Annotated in this window: 18 protein-coding genes; 9 read left to right on the top strand and 9 right to left on the bottom strand. The window is 67.6% G+C overall.

Features of this window, described 5'->3' with window-relative positions; genetic code table 11:
- Positions 1–19: 19 nt before the first annotated feature.
- The 7 genes from OHB24_RS01720 to OHB24_RS01750 all read right to left on the bottom strand — a co-directional run bounded on the left by OHB24_RS01720 (position 20) and on the right by OHB24_RS01750 (position 6,117).
- The gene (locus OHB24_RS01720) at positions 20–967 is read right to left on the bottom strand and encodes an ABC transporter ATP-binding protein (protein WP_327637132.1); all 948 of its coding nucleotides are present in this window, start codon (positions 965–967) and stop codon (positions 20–22) included.
- Position 968: 1 nt separating this feature from the next.
- On the bottom strand, positions 969–1,784 hold the full coding sequence (locus tag OHB24_RS01725) for an ABC transporter permease (protein WP_327637133.1): 816 nt from the start codon (positions 1,782–1,784) through the stop codon (positions 969–971).
- Entirely contained in the window at positions 1,777–2,574 is a 798-nt protein-coding gene (locus tag OHB24_RS01730) for an ABC transporter permease (protein ID WP_327637134.1), read from the bottom strand. Before OHB24_RS01730 ends, OHB24_RS01725 begins: the two co-directional genes overlap by 8 nt.
- A gap of 242 nt (positions 2,575–2,816) precedes the next feature.
- Positions 2,817–3,662 (bottom strand): alpha/beta fold hydrolase, encoded by an 846-nt coding sequence (locus tag OHB24_RS01735; RefSeq protein ID WP_327637135.1) that lies wholly within the window; start codon positions 3,660–3,662, stop codon positions 2,817–2,819.
- 76 nt (positions 3,663–3,738) lie between these two features.
- Positions 3,739–4,608: a RecB family exonuclease gene (locus tag OHB24_RS01740; RefSeq protein ID WP_327637136.1), complete on the bottom strand. Its 870-nt coding sequence runs from the start codon at positions 4,606–4,608 to the stop codon at positions 3,739–3,741.
- Between the two features lie 13 nt (positions 4,609–4,621).
- Positions 4,622–5,239, bottom strand: a complete 618-nt coding sequence (locus OHB24_RS01745; protein ID WP_327637137.1) for a MarC family protein — start codon at positions 5,237–5,239, stop codon at positions 4,622–4,624.
- Positions 5,236–6,117, bottom strand: a complete 882-nt coding sequence (locus OHB24_RS01750) for a PHP domain-containing protein (protein ID WP_327637138.1) — start codon at positions 6,115–6,117, stop codon at positions 5,236–5,238. The genes OHB24_RS01745 and OHB24_RS01750 overlap by 4 nt, the downstream gene beginning before the upstream one ends.
- Before the next feature lie 101 nt (positions 6,118–6,218).
- Here OHB24_RS01750 and OHB24_RS01755 point away from each other — a divergent pair, with 101 nt between their 5' ends.
- Positions 6,219–6,617: an NUDIX hydrolase gene (locus OHB24_RS01755; RefSeq protein ID WP_327637139.1), complete on the top strand. Its 399-nt coding sequence runs from the start codon at positions 6,219–6,221 to the stop codon at positions 6,615–6,617.
- 65 nt (positions 6,618–6,682) lie between these two features.
- Complete coding sequence (locus OHB24_RS01760) at positions 6,683–7,435, top strand: GNAT family N-acetyltransferase (protein WP_327637140.1); 753 nt, start codon at positions 6,683–6,685, stop codon at positions 7,433–7,435.
- On the opposite strand, the gene OHB24_RS01765 is transcribed toward OHB24_RS01760, so the two are convergent.
- Positions 7,417–7,854: a DUF4267 domain-containing protein gene (locus OHB24_RS01765; protein WP_327637141.1), complete on the bottom strand. Its 438-nt coding sequence runs from the start codon at positions 7,852–7,854 to the stop codon at positions 7,417–7,419. The two genes, OHB24_RS01760 and OHB24_RS01765, sit on opposite strands and share 19 nt — an antisense overlap.
- A gap of 122 nt (positions 7,855–7,976) precedes the next feature.
- Here OHB24_RS01765 and OHB24_RS01770 point away from each other — a divergent pair, with 122 nt between their 5' ends.
- Together OHB24_RS01770 and OHB24_RS01775 are read left to right on the top strand one after the other, a co-directional pair.
- The gene (locus tag OHB24_RS01770; RefSeq protein ID WP_327637142.1) at positions 7,977–8,573 is read left to right on the top strand and encodes a TetR/AcrR family transcriptional regulator; all 597 of its coding nucleotides are present in this window, start codon (positions 7,977–7,979) and stop codon (positions 8,571–8,573) included.
- Between the two features lie 78 nt (positions 8,574–8,651).
- On the top strand, positions 8,652–9,632 hold the full coding sequence (locus OHB24_RS01775; RefSeq protein WP_327637143.1) for a hypothetical protein: 981 nt from the start codon (positions 8,652–8,654) through the stop codon (positions 9,630–9,632).
- Between the two features lie 25 nt (positions 9,633–9,657).
- On the opposite strand, the gene OHB24_RS01780 is transcribed toward OHB24_RS01775, so the two are convergent.
- Entirely contained in the window at positions 9,658–10,233 is a 576-nt protein-coding gene (locus OHB24_RS01780) for a histidine phosphatase family protein (RefSeq protein WP_327637144.1), read from the bottom strand.
- A gap of 117 nt (positions 10,234–10,350) precedes the next feature.
- Between OHB24_RS01780 and OHB24_RS01785 the strand changes: the two genes are divergently transcribed.
- The 5 genes from OHB24_RS01785 to OHB24_RS01805 all read left to right on the top strand — a co-directional run bounded on the left by OHB24_RS01785 (position 10,351) and on the right by OHB24_RS01805 (position 16,142).
- On the top strand, positions 10,351–11,400 hold the full coding sequence (locus tag OHB24_RS01785) for a LacI family DNA-binding transcriptional regulator (protein WP_327637145.1): 1,050 nt from the start codon (positions 10,351–10,353) through the stop codon (positions 11,398–11,400).
- Between the two features lie 18 nt (positions 11,401–11,418).
- The gene (locus tag OHB24_RS01790; RefSeq protein WP_327637146.1) at positions 11,419–12,714 is read left to right on the top strand and encodes a sugar ABC transporter substrate-binding protein; all 1,296 of its coding nucleotides are present in this window, start codon (positions 11,419–11,421) and stop codon (positions 12,712–12,714) included.
- A 131-nt stretch (positions 12,715–12,845) separates the two neighbouring features.
- Complete coding sequence (locus OHB24_RS01795) at positions 12,846–13,724, top strand: carbohydrate ABC transporter permease (protein WP_327637147.1); 879 nt, start codon at positions 12,846–12,848, stop codon at positions 13,722–13,724.
- Positions 13,724–14,536 carry a carbohydrate ABC transporter permease gene (locus OHB24_RS01800; protein WP_327637148.1) on the top strand — a complete coding sequence of 271 codons (813 nt, stop codon included), beginning with the start codon at positions 13,724–13,726 and terminating at the stop codon, positions 14,534–14,536. The genes OHB24_RS01795 and OHB24_RS01800 overlap by 1 nt, the downstream gene beginning before the upstream one ends.
- A 31-nt stretch (positions 14,537–14,567) precedes the next feature.
- Positions 14,568–16,142: a glucoamylase family protein gene (locus OHB24_RS01805; protein WP_327637149.1), complete on the top strand. Its 1,575-nt coding sequence runs from the start codon at positions 14,568–14,570 to the stop codon at positions 16,140–16,142.
- Positions 16,143–16,144: the final 2 nt, after the last annotated feature.

Genomic DNA, 16,144 nt, shown 5'->3' on the forward strand with positions numbered 1-16,144 from the left:
GCCTCATCCATCAGACCACCTATGCGGAGTTGTAGAGCTGGGTGATGACGGATTCGATGGTGGGTTCGGAGACCGACAGGTCGACCAGCGGGTAGTTGGCGGCGATCTGCGCCAGCAGAGGCGCGGCGCTGGTGCTGGTTGGGAACGTGAGGTGCTGCCGCGGGCCGTCGACCTTCACGACCGTCGCTCCGGTGACCTCGATGGGTGGCAGGGAGGCGGCCAGGTCGACGACCAGCGTGCGCGGTGCGGACTGGCTCGACTTCAGCCCGTCCAGGGTGCCGTCGAAGATCTGGTGGCCGTGGTCGATGACCATGACCCGGGTGCAGAGCGCCTCGATGTCGTCGAGGTCGTGGGTGGTGAGGATGATCGTCGTACGGCGTTCCGCGTTGACCTGCGCCAGGAACTCGCGGAGCCGCGCCTTGCTGATCACGTCCAGCCCGATCGTCGGCTCGTCCAAGTAGACGATCTCAGGATCGTGCAGCAGCGCGGCCGCGATGTCACCGCGCATCCGCTGCCCCAGCGACAGTTGCCGCACCGGAACGTCCAGCAGGTCCTGCAGGTCGAGCAACTCCACGAAGGTCGCGAGGTTCTTCCGGTGCCGCGCGAGCGGTACGTCGTACATCTTCTGCAGCACCGCGAACGAGTCCTTCAACGGCAGGTCCCACCACAAGGTGGTTCGTTGGCCGAACACGACGCCAATGCGACGAGCGAGCTTCAACCGGTGCCGCGACGGGTCCACCCCGGCCACGCGGATCGAGCCGCCGGACGGCACCAGGATCCCGGTGAGCATCTTGATCGTGGTGGACTTCCCGGCCCCGTTCGGCCCGATGTACCCCATCACCTCCCCCGGTTCGACGCTGAACGTCATACCGTCCACCGCCCGCACCTCCCGCCGGGTACGGCGCCACCCGGACCGCGATGTCACGGTGAAGGCACGCGAAACGTCGGTCAACTCGATGACTGCCACTTCAGCTCCCTGTACTGCGATAGCGACGAAGGCCGGCCCGCCACGCCAGCGACGCCAGCGCGACCATCACCGCCGCGACCAGCGGCGACAGCAGCCCGATCCAGGACGGCAACCCCAACGGCGCCGGCTTGCCCAGCACGTAGAGCACCGGGTAGTAGTTGACAAAGGCAAGCGGTACGACGAACGTCACGGCCCACACGATCTGCTTCCCGAACACCGTCAACGGGTACTGCGTCATCGTCTGCCCGCCGTACGTGAACGAGTTCGCCAGCTCGGCCGAGTCCACCGACACGAACTGGAACGCGGCGCCGAGCACGAAGATCGCCGCGAAGATCACCGATCCGGCGATCATCGACACCAGCAACATGATGCCGCGGGCAACTGTCCAGTCGACGTCGAGCCGGTTCAGCGCAAACGCCAGTACGATCCCGGCCTGCAGCGGCCGCCCGATCCGCCGGAGTGCGAACCCGTCCGCCGCGGCCTGCAGGAACGCGGGCACCGGCCGGATCAGGTAGGCGTCGAACGTCCCGGTCCGGACCCGTTCCCCGACCCGCTCGATCGACCCGGTGAACAGGTCCGCGATCCCGAGCGTCATCGAGGCCGTTGCGTAGAGCAACGCCATCTCCGCGAGCGAGAACCCGCCGAACGACGAGATGTGGCTGAACATCAGCACGACCGCGACGAAGTCCATCACCGTGATCAGCATCGAGCCGAGCAGCATCAGCACGAACGACACCGGGTACGCCATCGACGACCGCACCCACATCATGATCAGCATCCAGTACTGCGAGGGCGCCCGGAGAATCCGCTCAACCACCCTGGATCACCACCTTGCGGGTCGCCACCGACGTCAGCAATTGCCCGCCGAGCAGCAGCACCACGATCCAGCCGAGCTGGAACAGCAGCGCCGGCCCGACCCCGTCCGGGCTGCGGCCGAGCCAGATGTCGATCGGCACCTGCATGGTCGCGGCCCACGGCGTCGCCCGCGCGAACTCGCCGATCCAGCCCGGGAACACCACCAGCGGCAGGATCGTCCCCGAGAAGAAGCACGACAGAACGAGCGCCAACTGCTCCATCCCGCGTGTGTCGGTGATCCAGAAACCGGACAACGCGACCAGGTACCGGATCCCGAAGCTGACCAGGATCGCCAGCAGCAGCCCGGCCGCGACTGCGACCCCGGCGAGCGGACCGGAAGGAAACTTGAGGTCGAACACCAACGCTCCGACGAGCAGCGGCGCACCGCCCCGCACCAGCAGCTGGAACATCGCGCGCCCGAGGTCGACCGACAGCCACCACAGCAGCAACCGCGTCGGCCTATAAAGATCGACCGCGATCTCCCCGCTCCGGACCCGCTCCCCCAGCTCCACGGTCGTGGTCGCGCCGAAGATCCCGATCGGCATCAGCAGCCCCTGCTGCAGCCAGACGAACGTGAGCGCATCGGAGACGTCGTACCCGCCGAGCCCCGGCCGCTCGTGCCACAGCGTCAGATAGACGCCGCAGAGGATGAACCCGAAAACCGTGTTGGTGAACGCGCCGGACGCGGTCGCGACCCGGTACGTCGAGAACCGCCGGAACGACCGTACGGCGATCGCCCAGTAGACCCCCACCTGCAACCTCCTCTCGAACCTGGTGATGTCCGAAAGCCACAGCGGCACGCAGAACCGCCCCGAATCTGGAAAGACCCGGGGGTTCGGACACCACTGTGACGGCATGGCTGAACCACGCCGATTGTCAAAGGCAGAAGAGGGACGCTACGCCCGACCGTGGGAAGGCGTCAACACAAATAACCGGTCCGGGCGTGGGACCCCTCAGACCCACGCCCGGACCGGTGTCCGGAAGGTACAGGAACCTACAGGGTGTCGCTCTTCAGCAGATGAGCGAGGTGGGTGGCGAACGGCGCCGGGTGGCTGGCGTACCCGCCATGGCCGCCGGGGAACATCACCACCGGCCAGCCGAGGTGGTCCGCGATGACCTCGATCGGCCGACCCGGAAGGTGCATGTACGACTCCAGTCCGGCCGCCGGTACGACGCGATCGGCGACCCGCTTCAACGCGTCCAGATCCGGCTCGTACCGGGTGAAAGGCAACAACTTGTGCTCGTAGAAGTTGCTCGCGTTCGCCTGCATCCGCTCCGCGAGCTCGCGGTACTCGGGCAGCAGGTCCTCCATCGGCGGCATCGCGTCGTCGTCCATGCCGGTACCCATCATGAACACCACGTCGGCCGCGGTCAGCCCGTCCTCGCGGTACGTGTCGTACACGTCGGCGAAGAACGCCCGCGCGTCGTCCGCGTCGGAGTCCGGCAGCACCTCAGTGCACGGCGGCTCGTGCGCGACCAGCATCCGCACCCGATCGGGGTGGCGGATGATCAGCTCGACACCGGTGATCGCGCCGGAGCTGCTTCCGAAGACGTACGCCGGTTCGCTGCCGGCGACCTCGTCGATCAGGGCCAGCGCATCCCCGGCCGCCTGTACGAGGGTCTCGTCCGTCGCGTCACCGACGTACCCGCTGCGCGAGTTGCCTCGCGGGTCGTACGTCACGACCGTGTACTCCGCAGCGAGCTGCCCGACCATCCCGGAGAACACACCGGCGTCGGTCCCGCCGCCCGCGATCAGCAACAACACCGGCCCCGAGCCGGCAACCTCGTAGTGCAGCGTTGCCCCCGGCACCGCCAATTTGTTCACAGTCTTCGCACCCATCAGGCGATCCCCTTTCGATCACCCTCAGGGTTCACCAACCCGCTGGCACCCCACGCACACGGCGCTGGCACCGATGTCAGCCGGCCTCGGCGATCGGGGCTTGCTCACCTTCATCCAGGCCGGCCCAGGGGTCGCGGGTGGGGGCTTCGCGGCGGCCCTGGGGGCAGATCTTGGCGAAGTCGCACCAGCCGCAGAGCGGGGACGGCTCCGGCGGGAAGGCCTCGTCGGCCTCCGCGGGGGTCAGCCCTTCCGCCCACGTCGCTTCCGCGGCAGCTGCGTCGTCGGCCATCGACTCGGCGCGTTTCTGGTGCCGCCCGAGCGACGCCTCGTCGTGGTCCGCGGCCGCGACGGTGTTGGTCGGCAGGTGGTGGAGCTCGACGCGCGTGCACGGCTTGTGCAGGACGCGGCGGGCGCCGAGCACGTACAAGGCCATCGCCAGCGAGGAGCGCGCGTCGATGGCGGTCAGCGGGCGGCGACCGGTCTTGTAGTCGACGATCGCCAGCTCGGTGCCACCGCTTTCGTCGCGCGCCGGGCGCTCGTCGATCCGGTCCACGCGTCCGCGCAGCGAGGCCCGCTCTGTCGTGAACGCAACGGTGCGCTCAACCCCGCGAGGTTCGTAGTACGGGTCGGAATCCCTCAGATACCCGAGGACCATCTCCGTCGATCGGTCCCGCCAGTCGAGCGACTGCCGCTCGTCGCGGAACCCCTCGCTACGCCAGCTCGATCGCATCTTCGCGACGACCTCGTCCGGCGTACGGCGGGATGCCGGCCAGCGTCCGAAGAAGTCGGCGAGCACCTCGTGGACGATCGCGCCGACCGTGTTGTGCGCCCACGGCGGTCCCTTGGGCGGCCGCGGCGTCTCGAGGTACGTGTACCGGTACTTCCGCTTGCAGTCCGCGAACGTCAGCAGCTTCGTCGGCGTCGCGACGAACAACCGCTTCGGCATTCCGGGAAGCACGTCACCCCGCCTTGATGAAGTCGGTGACCGCGTCGGCCACGAGCTGTACGGCGATGGCGCTCAGCAGCAGACCGGCGATCCGGGTGACGAGCAGTACGCCGTTCTCGCCGAGGACCCGCATGATGATGCCGGAGAACCGCAGCGTCAGCCACATCACCAGATGGATCGCGATGATGCCGACCGAGATCGCGACCACGTCCGGCAACGAGCCGTCCGCACGCTGCACGAACACCATCGTGGCGACGATGGCACCCGGACCGGCGAGCAACGGAGTACCGAGCGGAACGAATGCGATGTTGACGTTCTTGGTCTGCACCGGGTCCTCGGCGGTGTCGGTCAGCAGCTGCAGCGCGATCAGCAGGAGCAGCAGACCGCCCGCGCACTGCAGCGCCGGGAGCGTGATACCGAGGCGGTGCAGGATCTGTTGCCCGAACGCCGCAAACACCACGATCACGCCGAACGCGACCAGCACGGCCTGCCACGCCGCCTTCTTCCGGACCGCACGGGACTGGCCGGCGGTCAGTGAGATGAACAGCGGCACTGTGCCCGGCGGGTCCATGATCACGAACAGCGTGACGAAGACCGAGCTGAACAGGCCGAGGTTGATGACGCTGTTCACGGCAGGTAGGCCTCGGGAACAGCTGAGCCGGAGGCGGCGGCGTTGGTCTTGGCAACGTTCAGCAGGCGCTCGAGCTGCTCGGGCTCGGTGGAGTTCACGCCCAGGTCGTGGTCGATCTTGCCGACGCCGTGATGGTCACTGGAACCGGTGTAGATGATGCCGAGGTTCCGGGCGATGGCCCGCAGCGCCTCCCGCGACTCCGGCGAGTGGTCCTGGTGGTCGACCTCGATACCGGCCAGGCCGTGGTCCGCGACGAGGCCGGCCAGGTTCTCCTCGGTCATCACCTTGTAGCTCGACCGTCCCCACGGGTGCGCGATCACGGGCACGCCGCCTGCCTCACGGACCAGGTCGATCGCATGACCCGGTTCGAGGGCGTAGTGCGGCACGTGGCCGGCGCGGCCGTCAGCGAGGAACCGGTCGAACGCCTCGCTGCGGTTGGCGACCGTCCCGTTCGCGACCAGTGCGTCCGCGACGTGCGGCCGGCCGACTGACGGCGTACCCGTCGCCTGGGCCAGCACCTCGTCGACGGTGAGCGGTACGCCGATGCTGTTGAGCCGGGCCACGATCGTCGGGATCCGGTCGGTGCGGCCCTCGCGAACCACCTGCAGGTCCTTGGCGAGCGGCGCGTACGTCGGGTCCGGGAGGTAGCCCAGCAGGTGAACGCTGATCCCGTTGAGCTTGCAGGAGATCTCCAGCCCCGGAATGAACCCGATCCCGAGCTCCTCGGCGGCCCGCCACCCGTCCACCCAGCCGTCGGCGGTGTCGTGGTCGGTGAGCGCGATCACATCGAGCCCGGCCTGCTGCGCGTGCCTCATCAGGACGTCCACCGTGTCGGTGCCGTCCGAACGGTTCGAGTGGGTGTGCAGGTCGATGCGCACGAGCTGGCTGTGTCCTTTCCAATGGGCTGTCACGGCTGATGCTATCCGCGTTCACCTCTTTGGCCTGGCACTTGTGCACAGAAGCCCTATCCTCGGGGTGCATGGAGCGCGTCGACTGCGTAGGTGCCCTGGTGTACGACGAGCAGCACCGGTTGCTCGTCGTACGGAGAGCGCACGATCCCGGCCGGGGACTCTGGTCGATCCCTGGCGGCCGGGTCGAGTCCGGTGAGGACGATCCGACCGCGGTCGCGCGGGAGGTCGCGGAGGAGACCGGGCTGACCGTGGAGGTCGGCGAACTCGTGGGCGAGGTCGAACGGCCGGGTCCGCGCGGACAGCTGTACGTGATCCGCGACTACGCGGCGACGGCCGTGGGCGGCACGCTCACGGCGGGTGACGACGCGTCTGACGCCCGCTTCGTGACCCGCTCCGAGATCACGGCGCTCCCGACCGCGACGCTGCTCGTTTCCACGTTGGAGCAGTGGAACGCACTGCCTGGCTGACAGGTGCAAGACCTTCCGTCAAAAAGATCAAGACGCGCCGCACCCTCCTCAGCCAGACTTACCGGATGGACGACGCTGACGTGGTGCGGGCGATCGAGGCGAACGCTGCCGAGTTGCTGATGGCGATGGGTGCTGCGGGCGGTGGATCGCAGCGGGTCGACGACCGTGCGGAGTGGACGATCGGTGGTTCGCCGATCGACTATCACAACGCGGTGGTACGGGCGTCCTCCGTAGAAGTGGTTGCTGAATCCCTGGCGGAGTTGAAGAAATACGGCGTACCAGGCAGCTGGCATGTCGGGCCGTCGATGCGGATCGACGGCGCGGCGCTCACCGCAGCAGGGTTCGCCGCGGCCGGGAGCGAGCCGGGGATGGCGGTTCGGATCTCGGAGCTGATCGCGCCCCGCGCCGTACCCGGGTTGTCGTTGACGCGGGTGCAGGACGACGAGGCGCTGGCGGTGTGGGAGGCGACGCTCGGGCAGGGGTTCGGCGAGGGCGAGCGCGAGGCGCGGTGGGTCGCGTCGGTGTACCGGAAGCTCGGGTACGACGACCCGTGGCAGCACTACATCGGATGGCTGGACGGCGCTCCGGTTGCGACCGCGACGGTGTACCTCGGGGCAGGCGCCGCCGGGCTGTACTTCGTGATGACGGTGCCGGAAGCGCGTCGGCGCGGGATCGGTGCAGCAATCACGTACGGCGCAGTGCGCGCAGCAAGCACGGAGTACGCCGTACTGGAATCCTCCTCGGCCGGCCGGCCGGTCTACGAGTCTCTCGGCTTCCGCGAGTACTGCACCGTCAACCTCTACGAGTGGGCCGGCTGAACGACCTCACCGGTCTGGGCGGCCTCGCTGGTACGGCGTTCGCGGAGTAGGAGGACCGCGTCGAAGAGGACGACGAGTGCTGTGAGCCCGTGAACCCCGAGTGCCGTGGCCGCGGGGCCGTCGTGGGTGAAGACGGTGATCATGTCGGTGATCGGGACGAGCGTGGTGATCGCCAGGACGACGCCCGTCGAGCGCCGCTGGCCGAGCGCGAACAGGGCGAGGATGGCGAGCCCGAGGGCGATGTCGCGGATGCCCTTCACCGCGAAGTACCCGGCGGCGGTGCCGGTCGGCCACGGGTCGATCCCGAAGTTCGCGGCGGCGCCATGCCCGTCGAACAGCCCGTTGAACAGGAACTGGGTGCCGAACGTCAGCGGGAAAACACCGAGCAGGACAGTCAGGACGGTGGTAAAGCGGCGCATCGCAGTACTCCTCAACATCGAAGGGCTCTTCAACAGCATGGACATAACCTAGCAGCGCTAGATTTCCTAGCAATGCTAACCCTATCGTTGCTAGATTGTCTAGCAGTGCTAGGATTCGGGACATGCCGACTCAGTCACGCCGTGAACGGGCCCGCGCGGAGCGTCACGAGCTGATCCTGCGCACCGCCCGCGAGCTCGCCGAGTCCATCGGCTGGGGGGCGGTCACGACCCGCCGCCTGGCCGAGGCCATCGACTACAGCCAGCCGGTCCTCTACGGCCACTTCGAGAACATGAACGCGATCGCCGACGCCGTCGCCATCCAGGGCATCGAGGAGCTGATCGCCGTACTGCGCGACGCCCGCACGAGCACACCGGACTCCGCGGCCGGACTCAGCGCCCTGGCCGAGGCCTACCTCGAGTACGCGTCGAACCACCCGGCCGTGTACGAGGCGATCTTCGTCCGCCCGACCGACCTGGAATTCGCTAGCGCTGATAGCCCGCTACTACTGAAGACCGCCTTCGCCGAGTTCCAGGCCGCCATCGAACCCTTCGCCGACGGCGACGACCCCGAGACCCTCACCGAGGTCCTCTGGAGCGCCCTCCACGGCCAAGCCACCCTCGCCCATGCCCGCCGCCTCCGTCCACGCCAAGGTGGCGCTCGGGTCGAGCTCCTGATCGCCCGCCTTTCCGGAAAGAATTCGTCACCCAGCGCAAAATAAGTTCCGGAAAGCGGCAGTCGCCCTAGTTGTCCACAGGCGGCACGCCGAGCGCGAGCAAAATCCGTCATCCTGAGCCGCGTGGATTGGTGGTGGGCGCAGCCGTTGCGCGAGAAAGGGATCGATGCGGTCATCCACGACCAGGGCGACATCGTGTCGCGGGCCCAACTGCTCGCAGCCGGCTGGTCCGAGCCGCGGATCAGGAGACCACTGCGCAACAGGCGCTGGCGAGCGGTTCATCCCGGCGTATACGTCACGCACACAGGCCCGATCGGGTACGGCGAGCGGTTGCTGGCGGCCCTGTTGTACGCCGGTCCCGAGGCGGCGTGGAGTCATTACACCGCCGCGGAGCAACTCGGGCTGATCAAGCCGGATCCGGAGCGCCGCGTCTTCGTGACCATCCCGGAGCATCGCAAGGTCCTACCGCGCACAGGTCTCGTCATTCATCGCGACGAGCACTGGGCCGCCCGCCTCGCCGCGGTCGCCCCACCACGACGTACGCCCGCGGAGGCGGTCCTCGACATCGTGGGCATCGCGACGTCGCTGGACAAGGCGGCCGCGGTGATCGCCGAGGCGTGTCAGAGCGGCCGCGTCGGCGCGGAGGACATCCTGAGCTCGCTGGCGGATCGTCCGCGGCTGCGACACCGCCGCAGTCTCCGGCCGATCGTCGCCGATGTCGTCGCGGGATCGCATTCCTTGCTGGAGATCCGCTACGCACGGAACGTCGAGCGTCGCCATGGACTGCCCCGCGGGCAACGGCAGCGCTCCGTCGACGGCGAGTTCACCGACGTGCACTACAACGGGTTCAGTCTGAACGTGGAACTCGACGGGCGGCTCCATCTCGTGCCACACCAGCGTTGGCGTGACCTCGACCGGGACAATCGCGCCACGCTACGGACCGAGGCGACGCTCCGCTACGGGTGGTTCGACGTCACGAATCGCGCCTGCGATGCCGCGGTACAGGTTCTCCAGGTACTTCGTCGTACGAACCCGTTCCTCGACGCCACCCCTTGCTCACTCACCTGTCCCATCACAGCTTTCCGGAACATTTCTGCCAGCTAGTGCAATAAATGTTCCGGAAAGCGGGTCAGCTGTTCCAGCGCAGGATCGCGGGGGAGCCTCGTTCCCAGCCGAGGGTGGAGATGGTGGCGGTGTTGAGGACGAAGTGGCGGCCTTCGGTGACGTCGAGTTCCAGCCAGCGGGCGGTGAGGCCGCGGAGGGCGTGGGAGTGGCCGAAGACGAGGACGTCTCCGGGTACGGCGGCCAGGCGGGCGTTGGCGCGGTCGAGGCGGGTGGCGACCTCGGCGGGTGTTTCGCCGTGGGGTACCGGGTCGTCCCAGACTGTCCAGCCGGGGACGGTCTCGCGGATCTCGGCGGTGGTGATGCCCTCGTAGTCGCCGTAGTTCCACTCGACCAGGTCGTCGTCGACCTCCGCGTCGGGGAAGCCCGCGAGTTCCGCCGTACGCCGGGCGCGCTGCCGCGGTGACGTCAGCACCAGGTCGAAGGACTCCCCCGCCAGCCGCTCCCGCAGACTCGCCGCGACGCGTTCGCCCTCGGACGTCAGCGGGAGGTCGGTGACGGACGTGTGCCGGCCGGACCTGCTCCACTCGGTTTCCCCGTGCCGGACCAGGAAGACCCGGTCCTTCCGCTCCTGTGTGGTCACGCCTGCATCCTCGCAGACCGTAGATCCGTCGGCGCCGAACCCTTGACCGTTCGATCGATCCAAGGCAAGGTAACGAAACTGTAAGCGCTTCCACTTTGCCCCGAGGAGCGAACCCCAGTGCCTTCCGGACCCACCGGCCGGCCGGCGACGATCTACGATGTCGCGGCCCGCGCGAAGCTGTCGATCGCGACGGTTTCGCGCGTCCTGCAAGGGACCGGGCCGGTGTCGGCGAAGGCGCGGGCGCGGGTGGACCAGGCGGCGCAGGAGCTGAACTACGTACCGCTGCGGGCCGCGCGGAGTCTCGCCGTACAGCGGCACGAGGCGCACGGGCTGGTGCTGCCGGATCTCGCCGGTCCGTTCTACGGCGACCTGCTGATGGGGTACGAGCGTTGGGCCGGCGAACACGGTCAGAGCGTCGTCATCACCGTCACGCACGGCAACCCGGATCCGCGGCGTACCGTGATGGACCTGGCCGGGCGGGTCGACGGGATCGTTGTCCACGGCAACGCTCTCGACCTGCCGACGGTGCAGGGGCTGCGGAAGGCCGGCGTACCGGTGGTACTGATCGCGCACCCGCCTGTCACCGGGTGCGACTCGGTCCGGAGCGAGAGCGCCGCGAGTGCTGAGCACCTCACCACCAGACTGCTCGAGCACGGTCGCGAAAGTCTTCTGTTCGTCGGTGACCCGGCCAGCTCGTACGACGTCTCCGAGCGGTACGCCGGGTTTGCGAAGGCGCACGAACTCCGCGGGATGCAGGTGCCCAAGCCGGTCCGCGTCCCGCTGACGGAGGAGGCTGGACGGACGGTCGCCGAGAAGATGCTCCAGGCAACCACCAGTTCACAGAAGAAGCGGCCGGATGGGTTGGTCTGTGCTAACGACGAGCTTGCGTTGGCGACGCTGACCACGTTCGCAACAAAGGGGATCGGTGTGCCGGGGGAGATTGTCGTGACCGGATGGGATGACGTGATGGCGGCTCGATACGTGTCGCCGGGGTTGACGACTGTGCGGCAGCCGATGGCCGAGTTGGGGCGGGTGGCCGCGGAACGGCTGCACGAGCGGGTGACAGGAGTCCGTACTCGGGCGCGCAACGACGTACTGGCAACAGAACTGGTGCTTCGGGACAGCTGCGGCACCAACCGGGGGATGCAAGCAGGAACTCCGCAGTAATAGGTGAGGAGACAACACATGTTCACCCACAGCATCCGCCGCCGGCTGGTGATCGGCAGCGCTGCACTGACCGCGACGGCGCTCGCGTTGGCCGGGTGTGGACGGTCCGCGGACACGCCGAGCGGCGGGTCGCAACCGACCACCACCGTCAGCGAGGGGCCGGCGACCGGCAACCTGACCGTCTGGGCGATGGGCACCGAGGGGGAGAACCTGCCCAAGCTGATGGAGCAGTTCAAGCAGGCCAACCCGGGCGTCAACGTGACGGTCACTCCGATCCCGTGGGACGCCGCGCACAACAAGTTCACCACCGCGATCACCGCGAACACGCTGCCCGACGCGGCCATGGTCGGCACCACGTGGATGGGCGAGTTCGCCGACCTCGGCGCGCTCGACCCGACGCCACAGGGTTTCGACAACTCCGGCTTCTACGAGGGCGCGCTCGACACCACGAAGGTCGGCGGAACGCAGTACGGCGTTCCCTGGTACGTCGAGACGCGGCTGGTGTTCTACCGCAAGGATCTCGCCGCGAAGGCCGGTTTCAGCACTCCCCCGACGGACTGGGACGGGCTGAAGGCGATGGCCAAGGCGATGAAGGAGAAGGCCGGCGCGAAGTACGGGATCAACCTGCAGCCGGGCGGCGACGGCTCCTGGCAGACCGTGATGCCGTTCGCGTGGTCGGCCGGCGCGAATATCACCGGGGACGACCAGAAGGAGTTCACCTTCGACACCCCGGAGATGCAGGAAGGGCTGAAGTACTACCAGAGCTTCTTCACCGAGAAGCTGGCCGGCACCGACCTGCCGCCGAACCAGACCGAGGCGCAGTTCGTGAACGGTCAGGTGCCGATGTTCATCTCCGGTCCGTGGATGGCTGGCTCCGTGGCGAAGGCCGGCGGCGACGCGATCAAGCCGAACATCGGCGTGTTCCAGATCCCGAAGAACAAGTCGGCGACATCGTTCGTCGGCGGCTCGGACTTCGTGGTGTTCAAGGCGTCGAAGAACAAGGACAGCGCCTGGAAGCTGGTCAAGTTCCTGTCCGACGCGAAGACGCAGGCGTCGTGGTTCAAGATGTCGTCCGACCTGCCTGCGGTGAAGAGCGCGTGGCAGGACCCGAGCATCGCGTCCGACCCGCTGCTGCCGGTGTTCGGCAAGCAGCTCGAGGACGCCAAGGCGCCGCCGGCGATCGTGAACTGGGAGCAGGTCGCGAAGGCGTTCGACACCGAGGTCGAGAAGATGGCCAAGGCCGGCCAGTCCCCCGCCGACACCGCCAAAGCCATTCAAACCAAAGCCAGCCAGATCGGCACCGGCGGTAGCTGATGAGTTCCAAGCAGAGCGCGGGTCCGCCGGGCCTGCGGCCCGGCGGACCCGCGGAAAGAAGGAGCGGGGCGGAGGGTGCCGGGCGGGCGGGGGCCGGGTCGGCGCCCGTGCCCCCGCGGCCGCGGGGTCGGGTGGGTCGGCTTGATCGGCAGACTGCGGCGGCGTGGATCCTTGCCCTTCCGTTCGTCGTTCTCTTTCTGGCGTTTACTGCGGGACCGGTGCTCGGGTCGTTCGGGATGTCGTTCACCGACATCAAGCAGCGGGACCTGCGGACGCCGCTCTCGGTGAACGGGGTCGGGTTCGACAACTACGTGAAGGCGTTGTCGGACGAGACGTTCCGCAAGGCGGCCTTCAACACGGCGTACTTCGTGATTGTCGGGGTGCCGTTGACGCTGGTCGTGGCGCTGGGCGCGGCGGTGTTGCTGGATCGTGGGATCAAGCGGTTCCAGGCGCTGTTCAAGGTCGCCTACTACCTGCCCGTGGTGACGTCGATCGTCGCGATCGCGGTGATCTGGCGGTTCGTGCTGTCCCCGGACAACGGTCTGCTGAACACTGCGCTCGGCTGGTTCGGCATCGACGGCCCGAACTGGCTGGCGTCGAAGACCTGGGCGATGCCGTCGCTGATCGCGATGGCGGTCTGGCGGAACTTCGGCTCCGCGATGATCATCTTCCTGGCCGGGCTGCAGGGCATCCCGCAGTCCGTCGAGGAGGCCGGCCAGATCGACGGTGCGGGCCCCTGGCAACGATTCCGGTACCTGATCCTGCCGTTGCTGCGGCTGACGATCCTGTTCAACTGCGTGACCATGGGCATCGGGTACCTGCAGTTCTTCGAGGAACCGTTCGTGATGACGAAGGGCGGTCCGCTGGACAGCACGCTGTCGGTGTCGATGTACACCTACAACCAGTTCGGCTTCGGCAACTACGGGCTCGCGACGTCGATGGCGTACCTCCTGTTCGTCGTCATCGCGGTCGTCACGTTCATCCAGTTCCGGCTGCTGAGGGAGAAGTGATGCGCCGTACCTGGTGGATCTACCTGATCGGAGTGCTCGGCCTGGTCGCCGTCGCGGCTCCGTTCCTGTGGATGGTGCTCGGCAGCTTCAAGACCCAGGGCGAACTGCTCCGGGTCCCGCCGACGTGGTGGCCGAACGAGCCGACGTCGCAGAACTACGACGACCTGTTCAACAAGGCGAACTTCCCGCGCTACTTCCTCAACTCGACCCTGGTCGCACTGGCCGTCACGGCCGGCAACCTGATCTTCTGCTCGATGATCGGCTACGCGCTGGCGAAGCTCCGGTTCAAGGGCCGCAACGCGTTGTTCGTGCTGGTGCTGGCCACGCTGATGGTCCCCGGCATGGTCACGTTCGTCCCGCTGTTCATCCTCGTCACCAACGCCGGGCTCGCGAACTCGTACCCCGGCCTGATCCTGCCGTTCCTGGTCTCGCCGTTCGGCGTGTTCCTGATGCGGCAGTTCTTCCTGGGGCTGCCCGACGACCTGATCGACGCCGGCCGCGTCGACGGCACCACCGAGCTGGGCATCTTCGCCCGGATCATGCTGCCGCTGACCCGGCCCGCGCTGGCCACGCTCGGCATCCTCACCTTCCTCGGATCCTGGAACAACTTCCTCTGGCCGCTGGTGATCGCCCAGACCGAGGACAAGTACACGCTTCCCGTCGCCCTGGCGCTGTACTCGACCGGACAGAACGCGCAGAACTACGGCCTGTTGATGGCCGGCGCGGTCGTGGTCGTCCTCCCGGTGCTGGTGATGTTCCTGGCCTTCCAGCGCCACGTCACCAAGGGCATAGCCATCACCGGACTGAAGTAGTACAGGTCCGGACTCAAAGAGGAGACCTCAGATGACCGCCATCATCAGTCGCCGCACAGTACTGGCCGCCAGCACGGCGGCAACCCTGATCGGAACCGCAACCCCCGCCTTCGGAGGAACGCCTTCACCGGCGGACCTCTTGAAGGGCGGCTGGAAACCGAGCCGCGAGGACAAAGCCACGGTAGGCCGGTGGGCTCGTGACACCTGGCGCAGTCTCGTGGCGATGACCGACGAGCACACCGGTCTGCCCGCCGACAACATCGGCGAATCGGTGACCAACCCGGTCCGCAGCAAGTACACCTCCCCCACCAACATCGGCGGCTACCTGTGGAGCACGGTCGTCGCCAAGCACCTCGGCATCATCTCGCCGCAGGAGTCGCTGCGCCGCATCACGCAGACGCTGACGACGATGAAGAACGTCGTACATCACGAGCCCAGCGGCATGTACTTCAACTGGTACGACGAGGCGACCGGCGAGGTGCTGACCACCGACCCGGACGGGACCAAGCCGATCACGCCGTTCGTGTCGAGCGTCGACAACGGCTGGTTCGCCTGCGCGTTGATGGTCGTCCGCAACGCCGAGCCTCGCGCCCGTGCCCTCGCTGACTCCCTGCTGAACAAGATGAACTTCGCGTTCTACTACAACCCCGCGGCCCGCCCGGGCGGTCTGATGCGCGGCGGCTTCTTCGAGACCCCGCCGCCGGACGAGGAGACCGACAAGGGCAACCACGCCGGCGTCGGCCCGGACGTGTACTACCGCAAGTTCCACTACGACACCTGCAACACCGAGGCCCGGATCGCCGGGTACGTCGGGTTCGCGCTCAACCAGGTCCCGCACACGCAGTACTTCGCGACGTACCGCACCTTCCCGGACAGCTGCGACTGGTCGTGGGTGGAGCAGAAGCCGAAGGGCGTGCACCGGACGTACCTCGGCCTCGACGTGTTCGAGGGCACGTACGAATACCGCGGCATGCGACTCGTCCCGTCCTGGGGCGGTGACATGTTCGAGTCGCTGATGCCCGACCTGTTCGTCCCCGAGTCGGCCTGGGCGCCGCGCAGCTGGGGCATCAACCACCCGCTGACGGTCCGCGCGCACATCGAGCACGGCCTCGACGACGCGAAGTACGGCTACTGGGGCTTCTCCCCCGCGTCGAACCCCAAGGGCGGGTACTCCGTGTACGGCGTCGACGCGATCGGGATGGATCCGGGCGGCTACCCGTCGGACCTGGAGGCGACCAATTACGACGCCGGCTTCGAGGGGTGCCGTGAAGGCGTCAACCCGAACCCGACGTACGGCGACGGCGTCGTCACCCCGCACGCGGCGTTCCTGGCGATGGCGTACGCGCCGCGGCAGGCGATCGACAACCTGAGCAAGATCGAGAAGACCCTGCACGCGTACGGCGGCGGCGGGTTCTTCGACTCGGTCGCGGTGAAGTCCGGGCTGATCGCCCGCCGGTACCTGTCGCTCGACCAGGCGATGGTGATGGGTGCCATCGGCAACGTGTTCGGCCAGAACCTGATCCGGCGCAGCTTCGCGAGCCGGACGGTGGAAAGCCGGATCCGTCCCCTGATCGGGATGGAACAGTTCGAATCCGGCCTCGAATAACG

This window comes from Kribbella sp. NBC_00482 (assembly GCF_036013725.1).
Taxonomy (GTDB): Bacteria; Actinomycetota; Actinomycetes; order Propionibacteriales; family Kribbellaceae; genus Kribbella.

Coding starts and splice junctions, on each gene's coding strand:
- OHB24_RS01755 (WP_327637139.1), top strand. CDS start 6,219: ATGGAGCGCGTCGACTGCGTAGGTGCCCTGGTGTACGACGAGCAGCAC.
- OHB24_RS01790 (WP_327637146.1), top strand. CDS start 11,419: ATGTTCACCCACAGCATCCGCCGCCGGCTGGTGATCGGCAGCGCTGCA.
- OHB24_RS01800 (WP_327637148.1), top strand. CDS start 13,724: ATGCGCCGTACCTGGTGGATCTACCTGATCGGAGTGCTCGGCCTGGTC.
- OHB24_RS01760 (WP_327637140.1), top strand. CDS start 6,683: ATGGACGACGCTGACGTGGTGCGGGCGATCGAGGCGAACGCTGCCGAG.
- OHB24_RS01735 (WP_327637135.1), bottom strand. CDS start 3,662: ATGGGTGCGAAGACTGTGAACAAATTGGCGGTGCCGGGGGCAACGCTG.
- OHB24_RS01740 (WP_327637136.1), bottom strand. CDS start 4,608: ATGCCGAAGCGGTTGTTCGTCGCGACGCCGACGAAGCTGCTGACGTTC.
- OHB24_RS01770 (WP_327637142.1), top strand. CDS start 7,977: ATGCCGACTCAGTCACGCCGTGAACGGGCCCGCGCGGAGCGTCACGAG.
- OHB24_RS01765 (WP_327637141.1), bottom strand. CDS start 7,854: ATGCGCCGCTTTACCACCGTCCTGACTGTCCTGCTCGGTGTTTTCCCG.
- OHB24_RS01805 (WP_327637149.1), top strand. CDS start 14,568: ATGACCGCCATCATCAGTCGCCGCACAGTACTGGCCGCCAGCACGGCG.